General features: G+C 75.7%; 13 protein-coding genes. 6 read left to right on the forward strand and 7 right to left on the reverse strand.

What is annotated here, in order from left to right:
- Positions 1 to 4: 4 nt before the first annotated feature.
- Positions 5 to 298 (reverse strand): WXG100 family type VII secretion target, encoded by a 294-nt coding sequence (locus CRP39_RS21080; protein WP_097208337.1) that lies wholly within the window; start codon positions 296 to 298, stop codon positions 5 to 7.
- Between the two features lie 150 nt (positions 299 to 448).
- Between CRP39_RS21080 and CRP39_RS21085 the strand changes: the two genes are divergently transcribed.
- Positions 449 to 4,720 carry a type VII secretion EssC family protein gene (locus CRP39_RS21085; RefSeq protein ID WP_097208338.1) on the forward strand — a complete coding sequence of 1,424 codons (4,272 nt, stop codon included), beginning with the start codon at positions 449 to 451 and terminating at the stop codon, positions 4,718 to 4,720.
- 20 nt (positions 4,721 to 4,740) lie between these two features.
- On the opposite strand, the gene CRP39_RS21090 is transcribed toward CRP39_RS21085, so the two are convergent.
- From CRP39_RS21090 to CRP39_RS21105, 4 genes are all read right to left on the reverse strand, one after another.
- Positions 4,741 to 5,247: a DUF6912 family protein gene (locus tag CRP39_RS21090; protein WP_245854011.1), complete on the reverse strand. Its 507-nt coding sequence runs from the start codon at positions 5,245 to 5,247 to the stop codon at positions 4,741 to 4,743.
- A 78-nt stretch (positions 5,248 to 5,325) separates the two neighbouring features.
- Complete coding sequence (locus tag CRP39_RS21095; protein WP_245854012.1) at positions 5,326 to 6,705, reverse strand: WS/DGAT/MGAT family O-acyltransferase; 1,380 nt, start codon at positions 6,703 to 6,705, stop codon at positions 5,326 to 5,328.
- A gap of 164 nt (positions 6,706 to 6,869) precedes the next feature.
- Complete coding sequence (locus CRP39_RS21100; RefSeq protein WP_097208341.1) at positions 6,870 to 8,165, reverse strand: CpaE/TadZ family protein; 1,296 nt, start codon at positions 8,163 to 8,165, stop codon at positions 6,870 to 6,872.
- Positions 8,165 to 9,127, reverse strand: a complete 963-nt coding sequence (locus tag CRP39_RS21105) for an SAF domain-containing protein (protein ID WP_245854013.1) — start codon at positions 9,125 to 9,127, stop codon at positions 8,165 to 8,167. The genes CRP39_RS21100 and CRP39_RS21105 overlap by 1 nt, the downstream gene beginning before the upstream one ends.
- A 180-nt stretch (positions 9,128 to 9,307) precedes the next feature.
- On the opposite strand from CRP39_RS21105, the gene CRP39_RS21110 reads away from it, so the two are divergent.
- The gene (locus CRP39_RS21110) at positions 9,308 to 9,601 is read left to right on the forward strand and encodes a helix-turn-helix domain-containing protein (RefSeq protein ID WP_097208342.1); all 294 of its coding nucleotides are present in this window, start codon (positions 9,308 to 9,310) and stop codon (positions 9,599 to 9,601) included.
- 6 nt (positions 9,602 to 9,607) lie between these two features.
- Here the strand turns inward: CRP39_RS21110 and CRP39_RS21115 are convergent, their stop codons facing one another.
- Positions 9,608 to 10,177 carry a hypothetical protein gene (locus CRP39_RS21115; protein WP_097208343.1) on the reverse strand — a complete coding sequence of 190 codons (570 nt, stop codon included), beginning with the start codon at positions 10,175 to 10,177 and terminating at the stop codon, positions 9,608 to 9,610.
- 102 nt (positions 10,178 to 10,279) lie between these two features.
- Here CRP39_RS21115 and CRP39_RS21120 point away from each other — a divergent pair, with 102 nt between their 5' ends.
- Both CRP39_RS21120 and CRP39_RS21125 read left to right on the forward strand, forming a co-directional pair.
- Complete coding sequence (locus CRP39_RS21120; RefSeq protein ID WP_097208344.1) at positions 10,280 to 11,146, forward strand: LysM peptidoglycan-binding domain-containing protein; 867 nt, start codon at positions 10,280 to 10,282, stop codon at positions 11,144 to 11,146.
- Between the two features lie 44 nt (positions 11,147 to 11,190).
- Entirely contained in the window at positions 11,191 to 11,757 is a 567-nt protein-coding gene (locus tag CRP39_RS21125) for an Rv3235 family protein (protein WP_097208420.1), read from the forward strand.
- A 125-nt stretch (positions 11,758 to 11,882) separates the two neighbouring features.
- Here CRP39_RS21125 and secA read toward each other — a convergent pair whose 3' ends face one another.
- On the reverse strand, positions 11,883 to 14,948 hold the full coding sequence (gene secA / locus CRP39_RS21130; RefSeq protein ID WP_097208345.1) for a preprotein translocase subunit SecA: 3,066 nt from the start codon (positions 14,946 to 14,948) through the stop codon (positions 11,883 to 11,885).
- A 59-nt stretch (positions 14,949 to 15,007) separates the two neighbouring features.
- Between secA and CRP39_RS21135 the strand changes: the two genes are divergently transcribed.
- Positions 15,008 to 15,400, forward strand: coding sequence for a pyridoxamine 5'-phosphate oxidase family protein (locus CRP39_RS21135; RefSeq protein ID WP_097208346.1), 393 nt, complete (start codon positions 15,008 to 15,010; stop codon positions 15,398 to 15,400).
- A gap of 10 nt (positions 15,401 to 15,410) precedes the next feature.
- The gene (locus CRP39_RS21140; RefSeq protein WP_172442548.1) at positions 15,411 to 15,986 is read left to right on the forward strand and encodes a GNAT family N-acetyltransferase; all 576 of its coding nucleotides are present in this window, start codon (positions 15,411 to 15,413) and stop codon (positions 15,984 to 15,986) included.
- Positions 15,987 to 15,992: the final 6 nt, after the last annotated feature.

The following is a 15,992-nucleotide window of genomic DNA, read 5'->3' on the forward strand; positions in this document are numbered from 1 at the left end:
CTCCTCACAGCAGCGCGCTGATCCGGGCCGCCATGTCCGCCTCGTGCTGCTGGTAGGAAGCCGCCACACCGTCGAGCAGGGTGCCCATGCCGGTGAGCGCGTCACTCACCCCCTGGGCGCTGAGCCGCCACTGCTCGTAGAGCTCGGTGAACCGCACCGCCGCCTGGCTGTCGGTCCACCCCTCCAGCACCGACGCGTTGACGCTGCTGGACAGGGTGACGTGCCGTGTGGCGGTGTCGGACGCCTCGGCCCGGCACTGCCCGGCCATCGACTGCAGGGTGGCGATGTCGACCTTCACGGTCCCTCCTCGGTCCGGGCCTCTCCCGGTCGCTGCGCACGCTAGGAGGGAGCGGGGGCCACGACGGCCCGGGCGTCCACAGGCGCTCGCGCCGTCCACAGATCCCGGCAGCGGCCGCCGCGGCGGGCGACGGCACCGCACGGTGGTGGCGTGCCCGCCCCCTCCCCTGCCGCACCGCGTACCGCCCGGTGCTGGACCGTCGTCACCCCCGGCGGTCCGGTCGACGTGGAGGTCATGGCTGCCGACGACGAACACCTGGATGCGGTGGCGCCCCGGCTGGTCCGCGCGCTGCGCCTGCCGCCCGCGGGCCTGTGGTCGGGGTCGACCCGCCTGCCGGAGGGGCTGCCGCTGACCGATCCCGCGTTGGCCCACGGCGCGGTACTCGGCCTCGGGCGCCCCGGTCCCCGTCCCGCGGACGGCGAGCGGTCCAGCGCGCTGGAACTCCACGTCGTCGGTGGACCGGAGGCGGGCAGCGCCCTCCCCCTCCCCCGCGGACGGCACGTGGTGGGACGAGGTGCGGCCGCCGACGTCGACCTGGCCGATCCGGACGTCTCCCGCCGGCACCTGCTCGTCGAGGTCGGCGCCGGCGAGCTGACCGTGTGCGACCTGGGCTCGACGAACGGCAGCCGGCTCGACGACGACCCGCTGGACGAGCGACCCCGTACCTGGCCGGCCGGCTCCGTCCTGCATGTGGGCGCCAGCACGCTGGCCACGGCCGGGCCTGCGGACCCCCGCGCATCCGTGCAGCCGGCTCCCGGCGGCCGCGTCCGCCTCCGTCCCCCACCGCGCATGGAGCCACTCCGCCCGGAGGTCGACGTGACCTTCCCCGCCGCACCCACCGCGGTTCCGCGGCGCAGGCTGGCGTGGGTCGCCGTGGTCCTGCCCGCCCTCGGCGGGGTGGTCCTCGCCTGGGTGCTGGGAGTTCCGCACTTCCTCTTCTTCGCCCTGCTCAGCCCGGTCGTCGCCGTGGGCACCTGGCTCTCCGACCGGTGGACGGGCCGCCGCAGCGGTCGCCGCACGGCGGCAGCCCACGCCGCGGAGGTGGCGACGGCCCAGGCCCGTCTGCAGGAGGCCCTGCGCGCCGACGTCCAGGCGGCACGGGCCGCGCATCCCGACCTGGCCCGTCTGGCCGGGGCCGCGCGGCGTCGTTCCGCCGTCCTCTGGCAGCGCCAGCAGGGAGACGGCGACGCGCTGACGGTGCGCCTCGGCAGCGGCCCGGGCCGGTCCGCCGTCACGTGCGTGCAGGTCGACGGCACACGCGAACGGCAGACCGCGACACGCCTGCCGGTCGTCGTGGCGCTGGGGGTCACCGGCGGGCTCGCCGTCACCGGTCCGCGCTCCCATGTCGTCGGCGTGCTGTCCGGCGTCGTCGCGCAGCTGGTCGCGCTGCACGCGCCCGGCGAGGTCGAGCTGGTCCTGCTCACCGACAACGAGCGCCTCCCCGACTGGTCCTGGCTCCGCTGGCTCCCGCACGTCGGCCCCGGTTCCGTGCACAGCGCCCCCGCCGGCGGGGACGACGGCGGTGACGCCGCGCTGGCCGCCTGGGTGACCACGACGGCCGCACGCCGGCGAGCCGGAGCGCACGAGGGCGGGTCCTCGGGGCCGAGCGGGGCGACCGGCGCGGGGCCGGGGTGGCTCGTCGCCCTCGTCGACCGTCCGGCCGGTCCGCGCCTGTCGGCCGCACTGCGTGCCGCCCGCGACGCCGGCGTCGTGACCCTCACCTGCGGTTCGTCGCTGCCGCGCCTGCCCGCCGCGCCCGACGCGGTCCTGGAGTTGGCCGGGGAGACGGGGGACGCCGCCACCTTGCACCGCGCGGGAACGGTCGAGCAGGCAGGGATCACCGTCGACCGCCTGCCGGCACGGGTGGCCGAGGCGCTCGCTCGCGACCTCGCCCCGCTTGCTCCCCCGATTCCCGCGCGCGTGGTCCCCCGCCGGGTCCGGCTCCTCGACCACCCGGGCCACGGTCTGCGGATCGACGCCGACGGTACGGCGACCGGCACGTGGCCCCGCTCCCGCGACCGGCTCGTCACCGCCCTCGGACGCACGGCGGAGGGTGAGATCGTCATCGACCTCTGCCGCCAGGGGCCGCATGTCCTCGTCGCGGGGACGACCGGCTCCGGCAAGTCCGAACTGCTGCAGACGCTGATCGCCGGCCTGGCGCTCGGGCACCCGCCGGATCGCTGCTCGTTCCTGCTGGTCGACTACAAGGGGGGCGCCGCCTTCGCCGAGGCCGCCGCGCTGCCCCACACCGTGGGCCTCCTCACCGACCTCGACGGCACCACGACGGCCCGGGCCCTGCGCTCGCTCGGCGCCGAGCTGACTCGGCGCGAGGCGCTGCTGGCGGCGCGCGGGGCCCGGGACATCGCGGCGCTGCCGGATGACGAGGACCTGGCGCGCCTGGTCATCGTCGTGGACGAGTTCGCCGGCCTGGCCGAGGAGCTGCCCACCTTCGTGACCGGCCTGGTCGGGATCGCCCAGCGCGGGCGCTCCCTGGGCGTGCACCTGGTCCTGGCCACCCAGCGACCGGGCGGGGTCGTGTCACCGGAGATCCGGGCCAACTGCACGCTGCGGATCTGCTTGCGCACCACCGACGAGGGCGACTCCCGAGACGTGCTCGGCAGCCCGTCGGCGGCACACCTGCCCACCGACGTCCCGGGTCGCGCCTACCTGCGGGTGGGTGGCAGCACACCGCTCCTGTTCCAGGCGGCACGCGTCGCCGGGGCACCGCCGTCCCTGGACGAGGACGGTGCACGGGTCCGCCCCTGGAACTGGCCGCTGACCACGCCGGGGGCCGAGGACGCCCCGCCGGCCGGGAGGACCGACCTCGCCCGGCTGACGCAGGCGCTGGACCGGCACGCGTCGGCGTCGGGGATCCGCCGGCCGCACCGCCCGTGGTGCCCGCCGCTGCCCGACGTGATCCGCGCCGAGGACCTGCCGCCGGACTCACCCGGTCCGCCCGCCGGCGCAGGCGCTGGCGCAGCAGGAGCCGGACGCCGCCGGCTGCGGATCGGGCTGCTCGACCGGCCCGACACCCAGTCGCAGCAGCCGCTCTGCCTCGACCTCGAGCGGGGCGGCGGGTGGCTCGCGGTGGGCGGCGCACGCAGCGGCCGGACGACCTTCCTGCGCACCGTGCTCGCCGAGGCGGTCGCCGCCCTGTCCCCCGGCGAACTGCACGTCCACGTGCTCGACCACGGCGGCGGAGCGCTGGCCAGAGCCGCGGCGCACCTGCCGCACACCGGCACGGCGGTGGGCCGCGGCGACCTCCTGCGCACCGTGCGACTGCTCGACCGCCTCGCCCAGGAGGTGTCCGTCCGGCGCGCCGAGTCGCCGCCGGGCGCGACACCGCACCTGCTCCTGTTGGTGGACGGGGTGGAGGAGCTGAGCAGCCTGCTCGACGAGGTGGATCCCACCAGCGGGTCAGCAGGCCTGCTCCGCCTCGTGCGGGACGGGGCGGCGGCCGGGCTCACCTGCGTGCTGACGGCCGAACGCGCCGTTCCCGGGGGCCGACTGGCCGGTGCCGTCACCACCCGGCTGGTACTGCCGCTCCCAGACCGGGCCGACTACGCCATCGCGGGCGTCCCCGCCCGATCCGTCCCGGAGCACCGGCCGGCAGGACGGGCGCTGCTGGGTGAGGACGGCGTCGCGTGTCAGCTGGCGCTACCGCGTCAGGTGCTCTCCCCTGCGATGTGGCGGCCCACCGCACCCGGAGGCCGCCCCCTCACCATCCCGGAGCTGCCGGCCGACCCCCTGCTGCCCCTGCCCGGGGGCACCGCCGGCTCCGAGGCGCTGCGGCTGCCGGTGGGTCCGGGCGGTGACGAGGGCGCGGTGCAGGAGGTCGACCTGGTCGATGCCGGCGGGCTCCTGGTCGTCGGGTCGCCGGGGAGCGGGCGCAGCACCGCCCTCGACGCCTTCACCGCTCATCTGGTGGCCGGCGGGGTGCCGGTCGTGCGTGTCGGCCGTGGAGCCGTCCGCGCGTCGGCGGGGGGCCGGCTGACGTGGCTGGACTGCACCGACGTGGAGGGGTGGCGGTCCTGGCTGGGGTCCCTGCAGAGCACCGAGGGGGCGGTCGTCGTCGACGACCTCGGCACGGTCGCCGAGTCCCCCGTCGTGACCGCACTCGGTAGCGCTGAGCCCACCGACCGGGTGGTCCTCGTGGCAGCGGGATCGGCTCAGGAGCTGGCCGCCGTGTACCGGGGCCCGGTCACCGCGCTGCGGCGGCGCCGGAGCGGGCTGCTGCTGTGCCCGGCCCCCGGCGACGCCGATCTGCTGGGCATCCGGCTCCCGCGCACAGCGGTGCCCCGCCGTCCCGGTTCCGGGTGGCTGGTCACGGCCGGGACCCCGCAACGCGTGCAGGTCGCCCGACGCCGGCCCGCCGGCCCGGCCGTCCCCTCCGCCCACGAGCGGGCGACGGCGAACCGGTGAACCTGGTGCGCGGCCTCGGGTCAGAGCAGTTCGAGCACCGTGCCGATCTCCTGGCTGGCGTACCAGGCCAGCTCGTGGCCCTCGGCCTGGTCGACGACGAACTGCGCGTCCTCGCTGCCCAGGTCCGCCTCGAGCACGACGTTGACCGCGGCCCGCACGTCCTCCTCCGCGTCGGCGCCATCGATGTGCGCGCTGGCGACATCACGCAGGGCGATGTCCGCGGTGACCCGCACCGCGCCGTGCTCGGTGTCGGCGTCGTCGATCTCGGAGACCTCGGAGTCCGAGACGTCGGCGGCGAGCACCACACGCCGGCGCACCGCGGTCGGGTCGATGTCGAGCAGTCGCAGGCTGGCCCGGCCCGCGCCGAGCAGGGCCGCGTACTCCAGCTCCTCGACGTCGGCCTCCGCGTCGCTCACCGCGTAGAACTCGCGCAGCCGCGGGGTCACCGCGAAGGCGGTGTGCGGGCCGGCCAGGCGACCGTCGTCCACGAGGGTCCGCAGGACGCTCGTCGTCGCAGGCAGATACACACGCACCGGGGAGGCTCCTTGTCGCTGGTGGTCAGCGCGACGGTATCCCGGCGGCCGGTGACGCCCCCCGCGCGCGGCTCAGCCGGCGGTCTCGACCAGCGTCCCGAGCTCCTGCTCGAGCAGGTCGGCCAGCACGTCCACGTCCCCCACGCTGTCGCGGTCGGCATTCAACCCGAAGAAGATGCGGCCGTCGTAGCTGGTGATGCCCACCGAGAGCCCCTGCCCCGGCGCCAGCGGCACCACCGGGAAGACCTCCAGCATCCGGCTGCCGGCCGCGTACAGCGGGAGCTGCGGGCCGGGCACGTTGGTGATCACCAGGTTCGACATGCGACGGGACAGCCCACGCGCCGCCCGGGCGCCGAGCGCGTGCAGGGTGGGGGGCGCGAAGCCGGTCAACGCGATGAGTGTCTCGGCACCGACCGACCGGCCGTGCTGGTCGACCCCGCGCATGGCATAGCTGATCCGCGCCAGCCGCATCCGGGGGTTGGCTTCCCCGACCGGGAGGTCGACGAGGTAGCTGGAGACCCGCGTGCCGGGCGCCTCCTCCTCCTCGCCCTGGACGGACACGGGGACCATCGCACGGATCGAGGTGGACCCGAGCACGGCCTGCCCGCGCGACAGCAACCAGTCGCGGAGCGCTCCGGCGACCACGGCCAGCAGGACGTCGTTGACGGTCCCGCCGTGGGCCTTGCGCACCTTCTTCACGTCGTCGAGGTCGGCGCGTGCCACCGCGACCCGCCGCTGGCTGCCGTTCGTCGCGTTCAGCGGGCTGTGCGGCGCTGCCCACAGCGCCGACCGGGTGGCGCGGACCATGCCGCCGACGGCACTGCCCAGCCGGGCGCCCGTGGCACGCAGGTCGGCGACCGCCTGCCGGGCGGTGTCCACGACCGCCGTGGGGCGAGCGACGTACTCGCCCACGGCCTCGAGGGCCAGCTGCAGGGCGGTCGGCAGCCGGTGCGGACGCCACGGCTCCGGCGCCGGGAGGGGGGCGTCCGGGGACGGGTCGAGCAGCACCTGCCCGATGTCCACGGCGCCGAGCCCGTCGATGAGGGCCGGGTGGGTCTTGGTGACGACAGCGACCCGGTCGTCGGCCAGGCCCTCCACGAGGTAGAGCTCCCACAGCGGGCGGCTGCGGTCCAGCGGTCGCGCGGTCACCCGGGAGACCAGGTCGAGCAACTGCGCCTCGGTGCCCGGGCGCGGCACGGCCGACCGCCGCACGTGGTAGTCGGCGTCGAAGTCGGGGTCGTCGGCCCACACCGGGTCGGCCAGGTGCCCGGGCACCTCCAGCACCCGTTGCCGGTAACGCGGCACCAGCGGCAACCGGGCCTCGACGAGCGCCGCGATGGCCTCCAGCCCACCCGGTGGCGGCTCGAGCACCAGCACTCCGGCCACGTGCATCGGGCTGTCCGGCCTCTCCAGGTAGAGGAAGGACGCATCCAGGGTCGTCAGGCGCTCCACGGTCGGTCTCCTCCCCATCGAGGGCTCACGCTACGTCGCGGCCGGACCGGCCGGCACCCGCGGCGCAGCCGGAGCCTGCCCGTCCGGGAGCCGGGCACACGGCTGTCCGAGTCGGCGTCGCCGCCGCCCCCGGCGGTCCGGGTCCCGACCGCCACCGGCGCACCTCAGCCGGCCCGCCGGCGTGCCCCGACCCGCCGACGGCCGGTGTCCGGTCGCGGGACGCCCGCCACCACCGCGGCGAGTTCCCGCAGCTGGGTCCGCAGCGGTGAGGACGGAGCCACCTCGGCGAGGGTGCGGCCGTCCGCGAGCGCGGCGTCGGTCGCGCGCCGGTCCGCGGGCAAGAACGCGGCCACGTCGTGTCCGGCGAACCGCTCCAGGGCCTCCGCGATCTCCCGCCTCGGGTCGCCGGGCACCGGTCCGCGCCGCACCTGGTTGACCACGACCACCGGTTCGACGCCCGGGACGGTGTCCCGCAGCTCGCCCAGTGCGCGGATGGTGCGCTGCAGCGCCACCGGGTCGGCGCCGCTGACGCAGAGGACCGTGTCGGCCGCCTCCAGGACGGTCAGGGTCACCCCGTTGCGCCGGGGCGCCGCGGTGTCGAAGGACAGTTCCTCGTCCTCCTCCAGGTTGAACGAGCAGTCGACCACGATCAGGTCGGCGGCCCGCCGGGCCTCCTCGAGCACCGCTGCGACCCCGTGCGGTCTCAGCTCCGGCCAGCGGTCGGCACGGGCCAGTCCGGTGAGCACACCCAGCCGGGGCCGCACCGCCCACGCCAGCCGCGCCAGGGCCGCCTCGTCGAGCGTGCCGGCCGCCGCCTGGCGGGCCGCGCCGGCGAGGCCGGGCGACTCGTCCAGCAGACCGAGGACCTGCGCGACCACGCCGCCGTACACGTCGGCGTCGATCAGCAGGGTCCCGACGTCGAGCCGGGCCGCCTCGTCCGCGAGGCCCACCGAGACCGTCGTCCGCCCGGGCGCGCCGGTCGGCCCCCACACCGCGACCACCCGGCCTGCGCCGGGCTGCCGCTCCACCGGCACCGCGGCCGGCACCGGATCCGGCAGGGCCGCCCGCGGATCAGCGATGCCCCGGCCGGCCGGCGGCCGACCGGCGACCGCGTCCCGCAGGGTGCGGGCGATGCCGTCGGGCTCGGTGTCGGCGGGCAACACGTGGACGACGCCCAGCGCGCGGAGCCGGTCCGCCGCCTGGTGGTCGCCAGGGTCCACGAGCCCGACCACGGCGACACCGGCGGCCGCCAGGCGGGCGACAGCGTCGGTGTCCAGCCGCCGCAGGTCCGCGGAGAGCAGCGCGGCCTGGCCGGTCCCGGTCGCGGCAGCCGCCAGCAGTTCGGAGACATCGACGCAGCGCCGGACGACCGTGACCCCGTGGTCGGTGCGATCCAGCGCCCCGACCAGGGCCGACTCCCAACCGGCTCCGGTGACCGCCGTGAAGACCTGCACGGCCATCAGGGCGTCGACTCCGCCCCGGCGCCGGACACCGCGCCCACCGGAGAGCCCGGGCCCGCCGGCTCCGCAGCCACCTCTCCGGCGTCGGCCCCGGTGGCGGCACCGGTCCCGGCCGCCGCACCCGCCGGCTCCGGCGCGTCGTCCCCGGCACCTGCCCCCGACCGCGCCGCCGGCCCGGACGGCGCGGTCCCCGACGTCCCCGCTGCGGGGACCCGCGCCGTGCCGGTGTCCCGGCTCCCGCCGGAGCCGGCAGCGGCGTCGGCCGAACCGGCCGCAGGCGCCGCCTCCACCGCCTCGTGGACGACGACCACCAGCGGTCGGCCGGCGATCGCTCCCAGCACCGCGGGGGCGCGGTCGACCGGCACCGAGACCACCACCTGCACCGTCGTCGTGGCCGTGGACAGGACGCCCTCGGCCCGGCCCGAGATCGCCTGGACCGGGGCCGCGCCGACGACGAGTGACACGTCGGAGGGGCCGCCGGCGCCGACCGTCGGGTCGGCCACCGCGTAGACGTCCACGACCTGACCGCGGACCAGGCCCGGCGGGACGTACCCGGCCTGCACCGGCAGCGCCAGCTGCACGAGCTCGGCCGGCTCCTCGAGCGACGCGCGGGGCACCAGCTCCCCGGCGCGCACGGCCCGCGCGAGCGTGCGCCCCTCCGGCTTCGTGCCGGCCGCCAGATACGCGCCCGCCGTGCCGTCGAGCCGGACGTCGACGGAGACGAGGTCCGCCGCGGTGAGGACGGTCCCGGCGGCGAGGTCCCCGGCGGCGGACCAGACCGGGACGGTGGCGTCGGCGGCGGCGACCACCCGGGCACCGAGCAGCACCGAGCCGAGCACGAGGAGGACGCCGAGGACCAGGCGGAGGTCGAGCCAGCGCGGGGGTCGGACCCGCCGCGGCACCGGGCCCGCGACCGGATCGGCCGGGTGCGGTGAGGTGGGGGCGGCGCTCGGCGAGCTCACGGCCAGTGGTTCCTCCGGACTCGGATCGTCGTCGACGACCTCGTTGGGTGACGGTCGGACGCAGATGATGCGGCACGGACGCGTATCGCCGCAGTCGCCGTCCACACGTTCGGGTGTGGACGACGCGCATGCCACCCGGACGGGGCTGCCAGACTGTGCGGGACCGGACGGAGAGACCCGATGCCCACACCGCGCTTCCTGACCCTCGACGACGTCGCCGAGATCCTCAACGTGTCGTGGTCGCAGGCCTACGCGCTCGTCCGCCGCAAGGAGCTCATCGCCATCCAGATCGGCGGCCGCGGCCAGTGGCGCGTGGAGGTCGACGAGCTGGAGCGGTTCATCCAGCAGAAGTACGCCGAGGCGCGCGCCGGCACCGTCCCCGAGCGGCCCGCCGTCCCCGACGGGTCCGGCGAGCACCCGGAGCAGGACGTCGCGAGCACGCCGTCGGCCACGGGCGGTCGCCGCCGGCGCTGAGCACGGTCAGTCCAGGCCCGGGGTCAGGGTCCGCACCACCGCGACCGCCGGGAGCACCACCGCCCGTACGCCCCGCACCGCGCCGGCACGTCGTGGCTGGTCCACGTCGTGCTCCGCCAGTTCCACGTAGTCCGCTCCCACCCCGTCGACGGTGCCGCCGTACACGGAGCCGTCGTCGAGGACCACCTGGACGACGGCCCGGTCGCGGGCCAGCCCGCGCAGCGCCCGCCGCAGGTCGAGCCGGCCGCGCACCGCCCTCTCCGGCTCCGGCAGCGCCGTGGCCCGTCCCAGTCCGGCGACCGAGCGCACCGCCGCGAGCGCCACGAGCACCTCCCGCCGGCCGTCGTCGACCAGCAGGAGCCAGTCGCTGCCGACGTCCGCGAGCGTCCCTGCCACGTCCCCGGCACCGCGGCAGCGCACCGCGATGCGCATGCCCGCCGATCCGGCCACGCGCTCTGCGAATCGGACCGCGCCGAGCTCCGCGCGACGGCGGGATCCGTCCTCGGCCCGTTCGGCCGCCGTCTCCGCCGCCTCGAACTCGGCCGCCAGGTCGGCGAACAACTGCTGCCAGCGCATCCCCGCACCTCCTTCGCTCAGGGTAGATCGATGTTGACCCTTGCGTTTGCTTGCGTTTGCTTGCTTTAGTCTCGCTCTAGTTCGCGTTGACGAGGAGGAGACATGTCGATCCGGCGCCTGCTGGGAACGGCCGTGGCGATGGCTGCCGTCGCGGTCGCGCTGGGCGCGGTCACGCCCGACCTCGGCGCGATCGCCGCGTACGGCCTCGATCTGCAGCGGGACATCGACGTCCGGGGGGCGGAGACGCTCCTGCTCGCCGGCGTCGCCGCGGTCGCCTGGGGCGTCTGGGCGTGGGGGGTCCTGGGCCTGCTGCTCACCGCCGCATCCGCGGCGCCAGGCGTGGCCGGCTCCGTCGCCCGCGCGGTCACCCGCCGCCTGCTCCCCGCCGGCGCTCGACGCGCCGCCGCCGTGGCGCTCGGCGTCGGGCTGGTCGCCGGGGCGCCGCTGCTGACCGCATGCGGCCCGGGCGCCGCACACGCCGGCCCGGCCGCAGCCACGCCTGCGGCGGTCGACCGGCCGACGCTCCCCCCGACCGCCGCGGACTGGCCCAGCCAGGTCGCCGACTGGCCCACGGCGCCGGCATCCACACCCGCACCCACAGCCGGAGCACCGGCGGCGACGCCGCCCCCCACAGCGCTCCCAACCACAGCGCTCCCAACCACAGCGCCGCCGACCACAGCGCCCCCGACCGCGGCACCGCCGTCGTCACCGGACGTCGCCGCCCTGACCGCACCCGGGGCCGTCCCCGACTGGCCGATGCCGGCACCCGGTTCCCGCGTGGTCCTCCGCGGCGAGTGCCTCTGGGACATCGCGACCGCCGACCTGCGGCAGCGCACCGGGCGCAGCCCGATCGGCAGCGAGGTCGCGGCGGCCGTCCACGCCTGGTGGCAGGCGAACGCCGCGGTCATCGGTCCGGACCCCGACGTCCTGCTGCCCGGTCAGGTCCTGCGGCCGCCCGCGGCGCCGTGACCGCCCCCTGCATCCCCGACCGCACCCCGAGCACCGGAGCCACGATGACCGCGTCCCTGTCCCCCACCACGTCGCCCGACGCCGAGCCCCGGCCCCTGACGGCCGCCACGCTGCGCCTGGTCGTCGTCCCGACCCCGCAGCCGCCACTGGACGACGAACCGGTCCGCCGGCTGGTCCGGCCGGGTGTGGCGGGGCCGCGCCCGACGCACCGCCCCGGTCCGCGCCCTCGCCCGGAGAGCCGTCCGGCCGGGTACCCGGCCGGCTTCGGGCCCGCGTGGTCCGCGCGCGCCGAGCTGCCCGATCCGCACGTGGCCGGACGGCGACTGCTCGTGCTCACCTTGGAGGCGCTGGCCGGGCGTCGTCCGCTCACGCAGGTCCAGCCGCTGACGTCGGTCGGGGTGTTCGCCGCGTTGAGCAGCGGGCGTCGTCCCCGGTGGTGCTCCGGCGGCACCGCCCCGGTGCTGCTGGGCCGGGTGCACGTGTGCGAGCCGGTCGACGGAGTCGCCGAGGTCACCGCCGTGGCACGTCGCTCCGGCCGCGCGCACGCCGTGGCCGCCCGGCTGGAGGGCATCGACGGCCGGTGGCGCTGCACGGCGCTGCAGATCGGCTGAGGGCGGGACCCGCCGGAGCCGAACACGACGACGCCCCCACCGGGAGGACCGGCGGGGGCGTCGTGGCCCCGTCCAGGGCACCACCACCGCGAGCCTGCGAGCGGCGGGGACGACGGGGTCCTTCCTCAGGCGCGGGAGGGCGCCCCGTGGCAGGCCTTGTACTTCTTGCCCGACCCGCACGGGCACGGCGCGTTGCGCGCCGGCTCCTTGGTGCCGGTCACCGTCGCCGTCTTGGCGGCCTTGGCCGGGCCGCTCTCCTTGGGCGAGGCGTCCAGGCTGGGCGCGGAGTAGCTCAGGTTCTCCGTGGACCGGCGCGGCTCGTCCAGGCCCTTGACCGCCAGCTGCGGCCCGGTACCCGACGACGCCGGCCCTTCCACGGCCGGGGCGGCTCCGGACGCGGGCCCCGCCTCTGCGGCAGCCGGCTGCGCCTTCGCGGGCGACGACCGGCGAGCCGCGGGCATCGGCGCCGCAGCCGGAGCCGGTGCGGGGGCGGCCGCCGGCGCGGGGGCCGCGACCGGGCCGGCTGTGGCCGCCGCCGCGGCGCCGCCGTTGCCGTCGGCGGTGGCCGGTGCCTGCGCCGCCCGGGCGGCCGCGGCCTGGCGGGCCAGCACCCGCGCCGTCCCCTGCTGGGCGGCGGCGAGCGCCTTCGCCTCGGCCTCCGCCTGCTTGGCCGCGGCCTCCGCCGCCTGCTGCTCCTTGGTCTTGACCTCCAGGTTGAACAGGAAGCCGACCGACTCCTCCTTGATGCCGTCTAGCATCTGGTTGAACATGTCGTAGCCCTCGCGCTGGTACTCCACGACGGGGTCGCGGTTGGCCATCGCGCGCAGGTGGATGCCGGCCCGCAGGTAGTCCATCTCGTACAGGTGCTCGCGCCACTTGCGGTCCAGTACCGACAGCAGCACCCGCCGCTCGAGCTCGCGCATGACCTCCGAGCCGAGCGTGGTCTCCCGCTCCTCGTAGGCGCGGTGGACGTCGTCCAGCAGCTCCCGCTTCAGGACGTCGGCGGTCAGCGCGGCCTGGTCGCCGTCGGCCACGCGGTCGATCAGGTCGTCGCGGTCCAGGCCCACCGGGTAGAGGGCCTTGAGGCCGGTCCACAGCTGCTCGAGGTCCCAGTCCTCGGCGTACCCGGTCTCGGTCGCGCCGTCGACGTAGGCACTCACGACGTCGTCGACCATCGCCTGCACCTGCTCGTGCAGGTCCTGGCCGTCGAGGACCTTGCGCCGCTCGTCGTAGATGACGGTGCGCTGGCGGTTGAGCACCTCGTCGTACTTGAGGACGTCCTTGCGGATCTCGAAGTTCTGCTGCTCCACCTGCGTCTGCGCCGAGCGGATCGCCCGGGTGACCATCTTCGACTCGATCGGCTGGTCGTCGGGGACCCGCAACGTGGTCATCATCGACTCGAGCATCGGGCCGTTGAACCGGCGCATGAGGTCGTCGCCCAGGGACAGGTAGAACCGCGACTCACCCGGGTCGCCCTGCCGGCCGGAGCGGCCGCGCAGCTGGTTGTCGATGCGACGGCTCTCGTGCCGCTCGGTGCCCAGCACGTACAGCCCGCCGGCCTCGGTGACCTGCTCGTGCTCGGCCCTCACCTGCTCCTTGGCCTCGGCCAGCGCGTCGTCCCAGGCGGCCTCGTACTCCTCCGGCGTCTCCGACGGTGACAGGCCGCGGGCCCGCAGCGCCTCGTCGGCGATGAACTCGGGGTTGCCGCCGAGCTGGATGTCCGTACCACGGCCGGCCATGTTGGTCGCCACGGTGACAGCGCCCAGCCGCCCGGCCTGGGCGACGATGTGCGCCTCCCGCGCGTGGTTCTTCGCGTTCAGGACCTCGTGCGGGATGCCCTGGCGCAGCAGCAGCTTGGCGAGCACCTCGGACTTCTCCACGCTCGCCGTGCCCACCAGCACCGGCTGGCCCTTCTCGTGCCGGTCGGCGATGTCGTCGATGACGGAGTCGAACTTCGCCTGCTCGGTCTTGTAGATGACGTCGGAGCGGTCCTCGCGGATCATCGGCCGGTTCGTCGGGATGGGGACGACGCCCAGCTTGTAGGTCTGGGAGAGCTCGGCCGCCTCGGTCTGGGCGGTGCCGGTCATCCCGGAGAGCTTCTCGTAGAGCCGGAAGTAGTTCTGCAGCGTGATCGTGGCGAGGGTCTGGTTCTCGTCCTTGATCTGCACCTTCTCCTTGGCCTCGATGGCCTGGTGCATGCCCTCGTTGTACCGGCGCCCGGACAGGACACGGCCGGTGAACTCGTCGACGATGAGCACCTCGCCGTTGCTGACGATGTACTGCTGGTCGCGGTGGTAGAGCTCCTTGGCCTTCAGCGCGTTGTTGAGGTAGCTGATCAGCGGGGAGTTGACCGCCTCGTAGAGGTTGTCGATGCCCAGCTGGTCCTCGACGAACTCGACGCCCTCCTCGGTGACGGCGACGGTGCGCTTGGCCTCCTCCACCTCGTAGTGGGTGTCGCGCTTCATCAGTGGCACGATCCGCGCGAACTCGGTGTACCACTTGCCGGCGGACTCGGCCGGACCGCTGATGATCAGCGGGGTGCGCGCCTCGTCGATGAGGATCGAGTCGACCTCGTCGACGATCGCGTAGTGGTGCCCGCGCTGCACCAGGTCGGCCTTGCTCCAGGCCATGTTGTCGCGCAGGTAGTCGAAGCCGAACTCGTTGTTCGTGCCGTAGGTGATGTCGCAGGCGTACTGCTCGCGGCGGTGCGCCGGGCGCTCCCCGGAGAGGATCGTGCCCACGGACAGACCGAGGAAGCGGTGCACGCGGCCCATCTGCTCGGCGTCGCGCTGAGCCAGGTAGTCGTTGACCGTGACGATGTGCAGGCCCTGGCCGGTCAGCCCGTTGAGGTAGGCCGGCAGGACGCCGGTCAGCGTCTTGCCCTCGCCGGTGCGCATCTCGGCGATGTTGCCCAGGTGCAGCGCGGCACCGCCCATGACCTGGACGCGGAAGTGCCGCTGGCCGAGCGTACGGGTGGCGGCCTCCCGGACGACGGCGAAGGCCTCCGGCAGGAGGTGGTCGAGGGTCTCCCCCTCGGTCAAGCGCTCCTTGAACTCGTCGGTCTTGGCCCGCAGCTCCGCGTCGGTGAGGTCGGCGACGTCGTCCGCCAGCGACTCGACCGCGTCAGCGATCTTGTTCAGTCGTCGGAGGATCTTGCCCTCACCGGCACGGAGGATCTTCGAGAACACCACGCATCCCAGAGTAGGCGGCGTCCGCGGCGGGACCCGCGGTTGACGGTGACAATCCCCGGGTGGCGCGCGACGTGGACAACCTGGGCCCCGGCCTGCTCACCTTCCTCACCGAACGGCACCTGGCCACACTCACCACGCTGCGTGCCGACGGCAGTCCGCACGTCGTCCCGGTCGGGGTGACCTACGACGCCGCCACCCGCACCGCCCGGGTCATCACCTCGGGGACCTCCGCCAAGGCCCGCCACGTACGGGACGGGCAGGCCCGGGTCGCCGTCTGCCAGGTCGACGGACGCCGGTGGGTGACCCTCGAGGGCATGGCTGTGGTGCGCGAGGACCCCACGTCGGTGGCCGACGCCGAGGCCCGCTACGCCCGCCGCTACCGCACACCGCGGGAGAACCCCGCCCGCGTCGTCATCGAGATCTCGGTCGACCGCGTGCTGGGCAACGCGTGACCATGTGGTGGTGAGCGACCTCCCTCCCAGCGGCCTCGACCTCACCGGCATCGACCTGACCCGCGAGCTGGTGCGCACCGAACGGCTGGTGTTGCGTCCCCACCGGCCCGACGACGAGGACGCCGTCTTCGCCGCCTGCCAGGATCCGGAGATCCAGCGGTGGATCACCGCCATCCAGCTGCCCTACACGCGGGAGCAGGCGCGGGTCTGGGTGTCGGAGGTCGCGCCGGGCGAGCGCACGGCGGAGCGCGGCATGCCGATGGTGGTCGAGGCCGGTGGTCGGTTGGTCGGCTCGGCGGGGGTGCACCTCCGGGACGGGCGTCTGGGACCCGAGATCGGTTACTGGACGGCGCCGTGGGCCCGGGGCCACGGCTACGCCACCGAGGCCGCGCATGCCCTGGCCGAATGGGCGCTGGGCCTGGGCGCACCCCGGGTGCACCTGGTCGCGGACGTGGACAACACCGCGTCGCAGGCCGTCGCCGTGCGGGCCGGCTTCCGGCGGGAGGGGCTGGTGCGTTCGTGCCTGGACCGGCGGGACGGCACCCGCGGGGACGCGGTGCTGTTCGGCCGCGTGGCCGGAGACTGACCGCGC

Source organism: Geodermatophilus sabuli, assembly GCF_900215145.1.
GTDB lineage: Bacteria > Actinomycetota > Actinomycetes > Mycobacteriales > Geodermatophilaceae > Geodermatophilus > Geodermatophilus sabuli.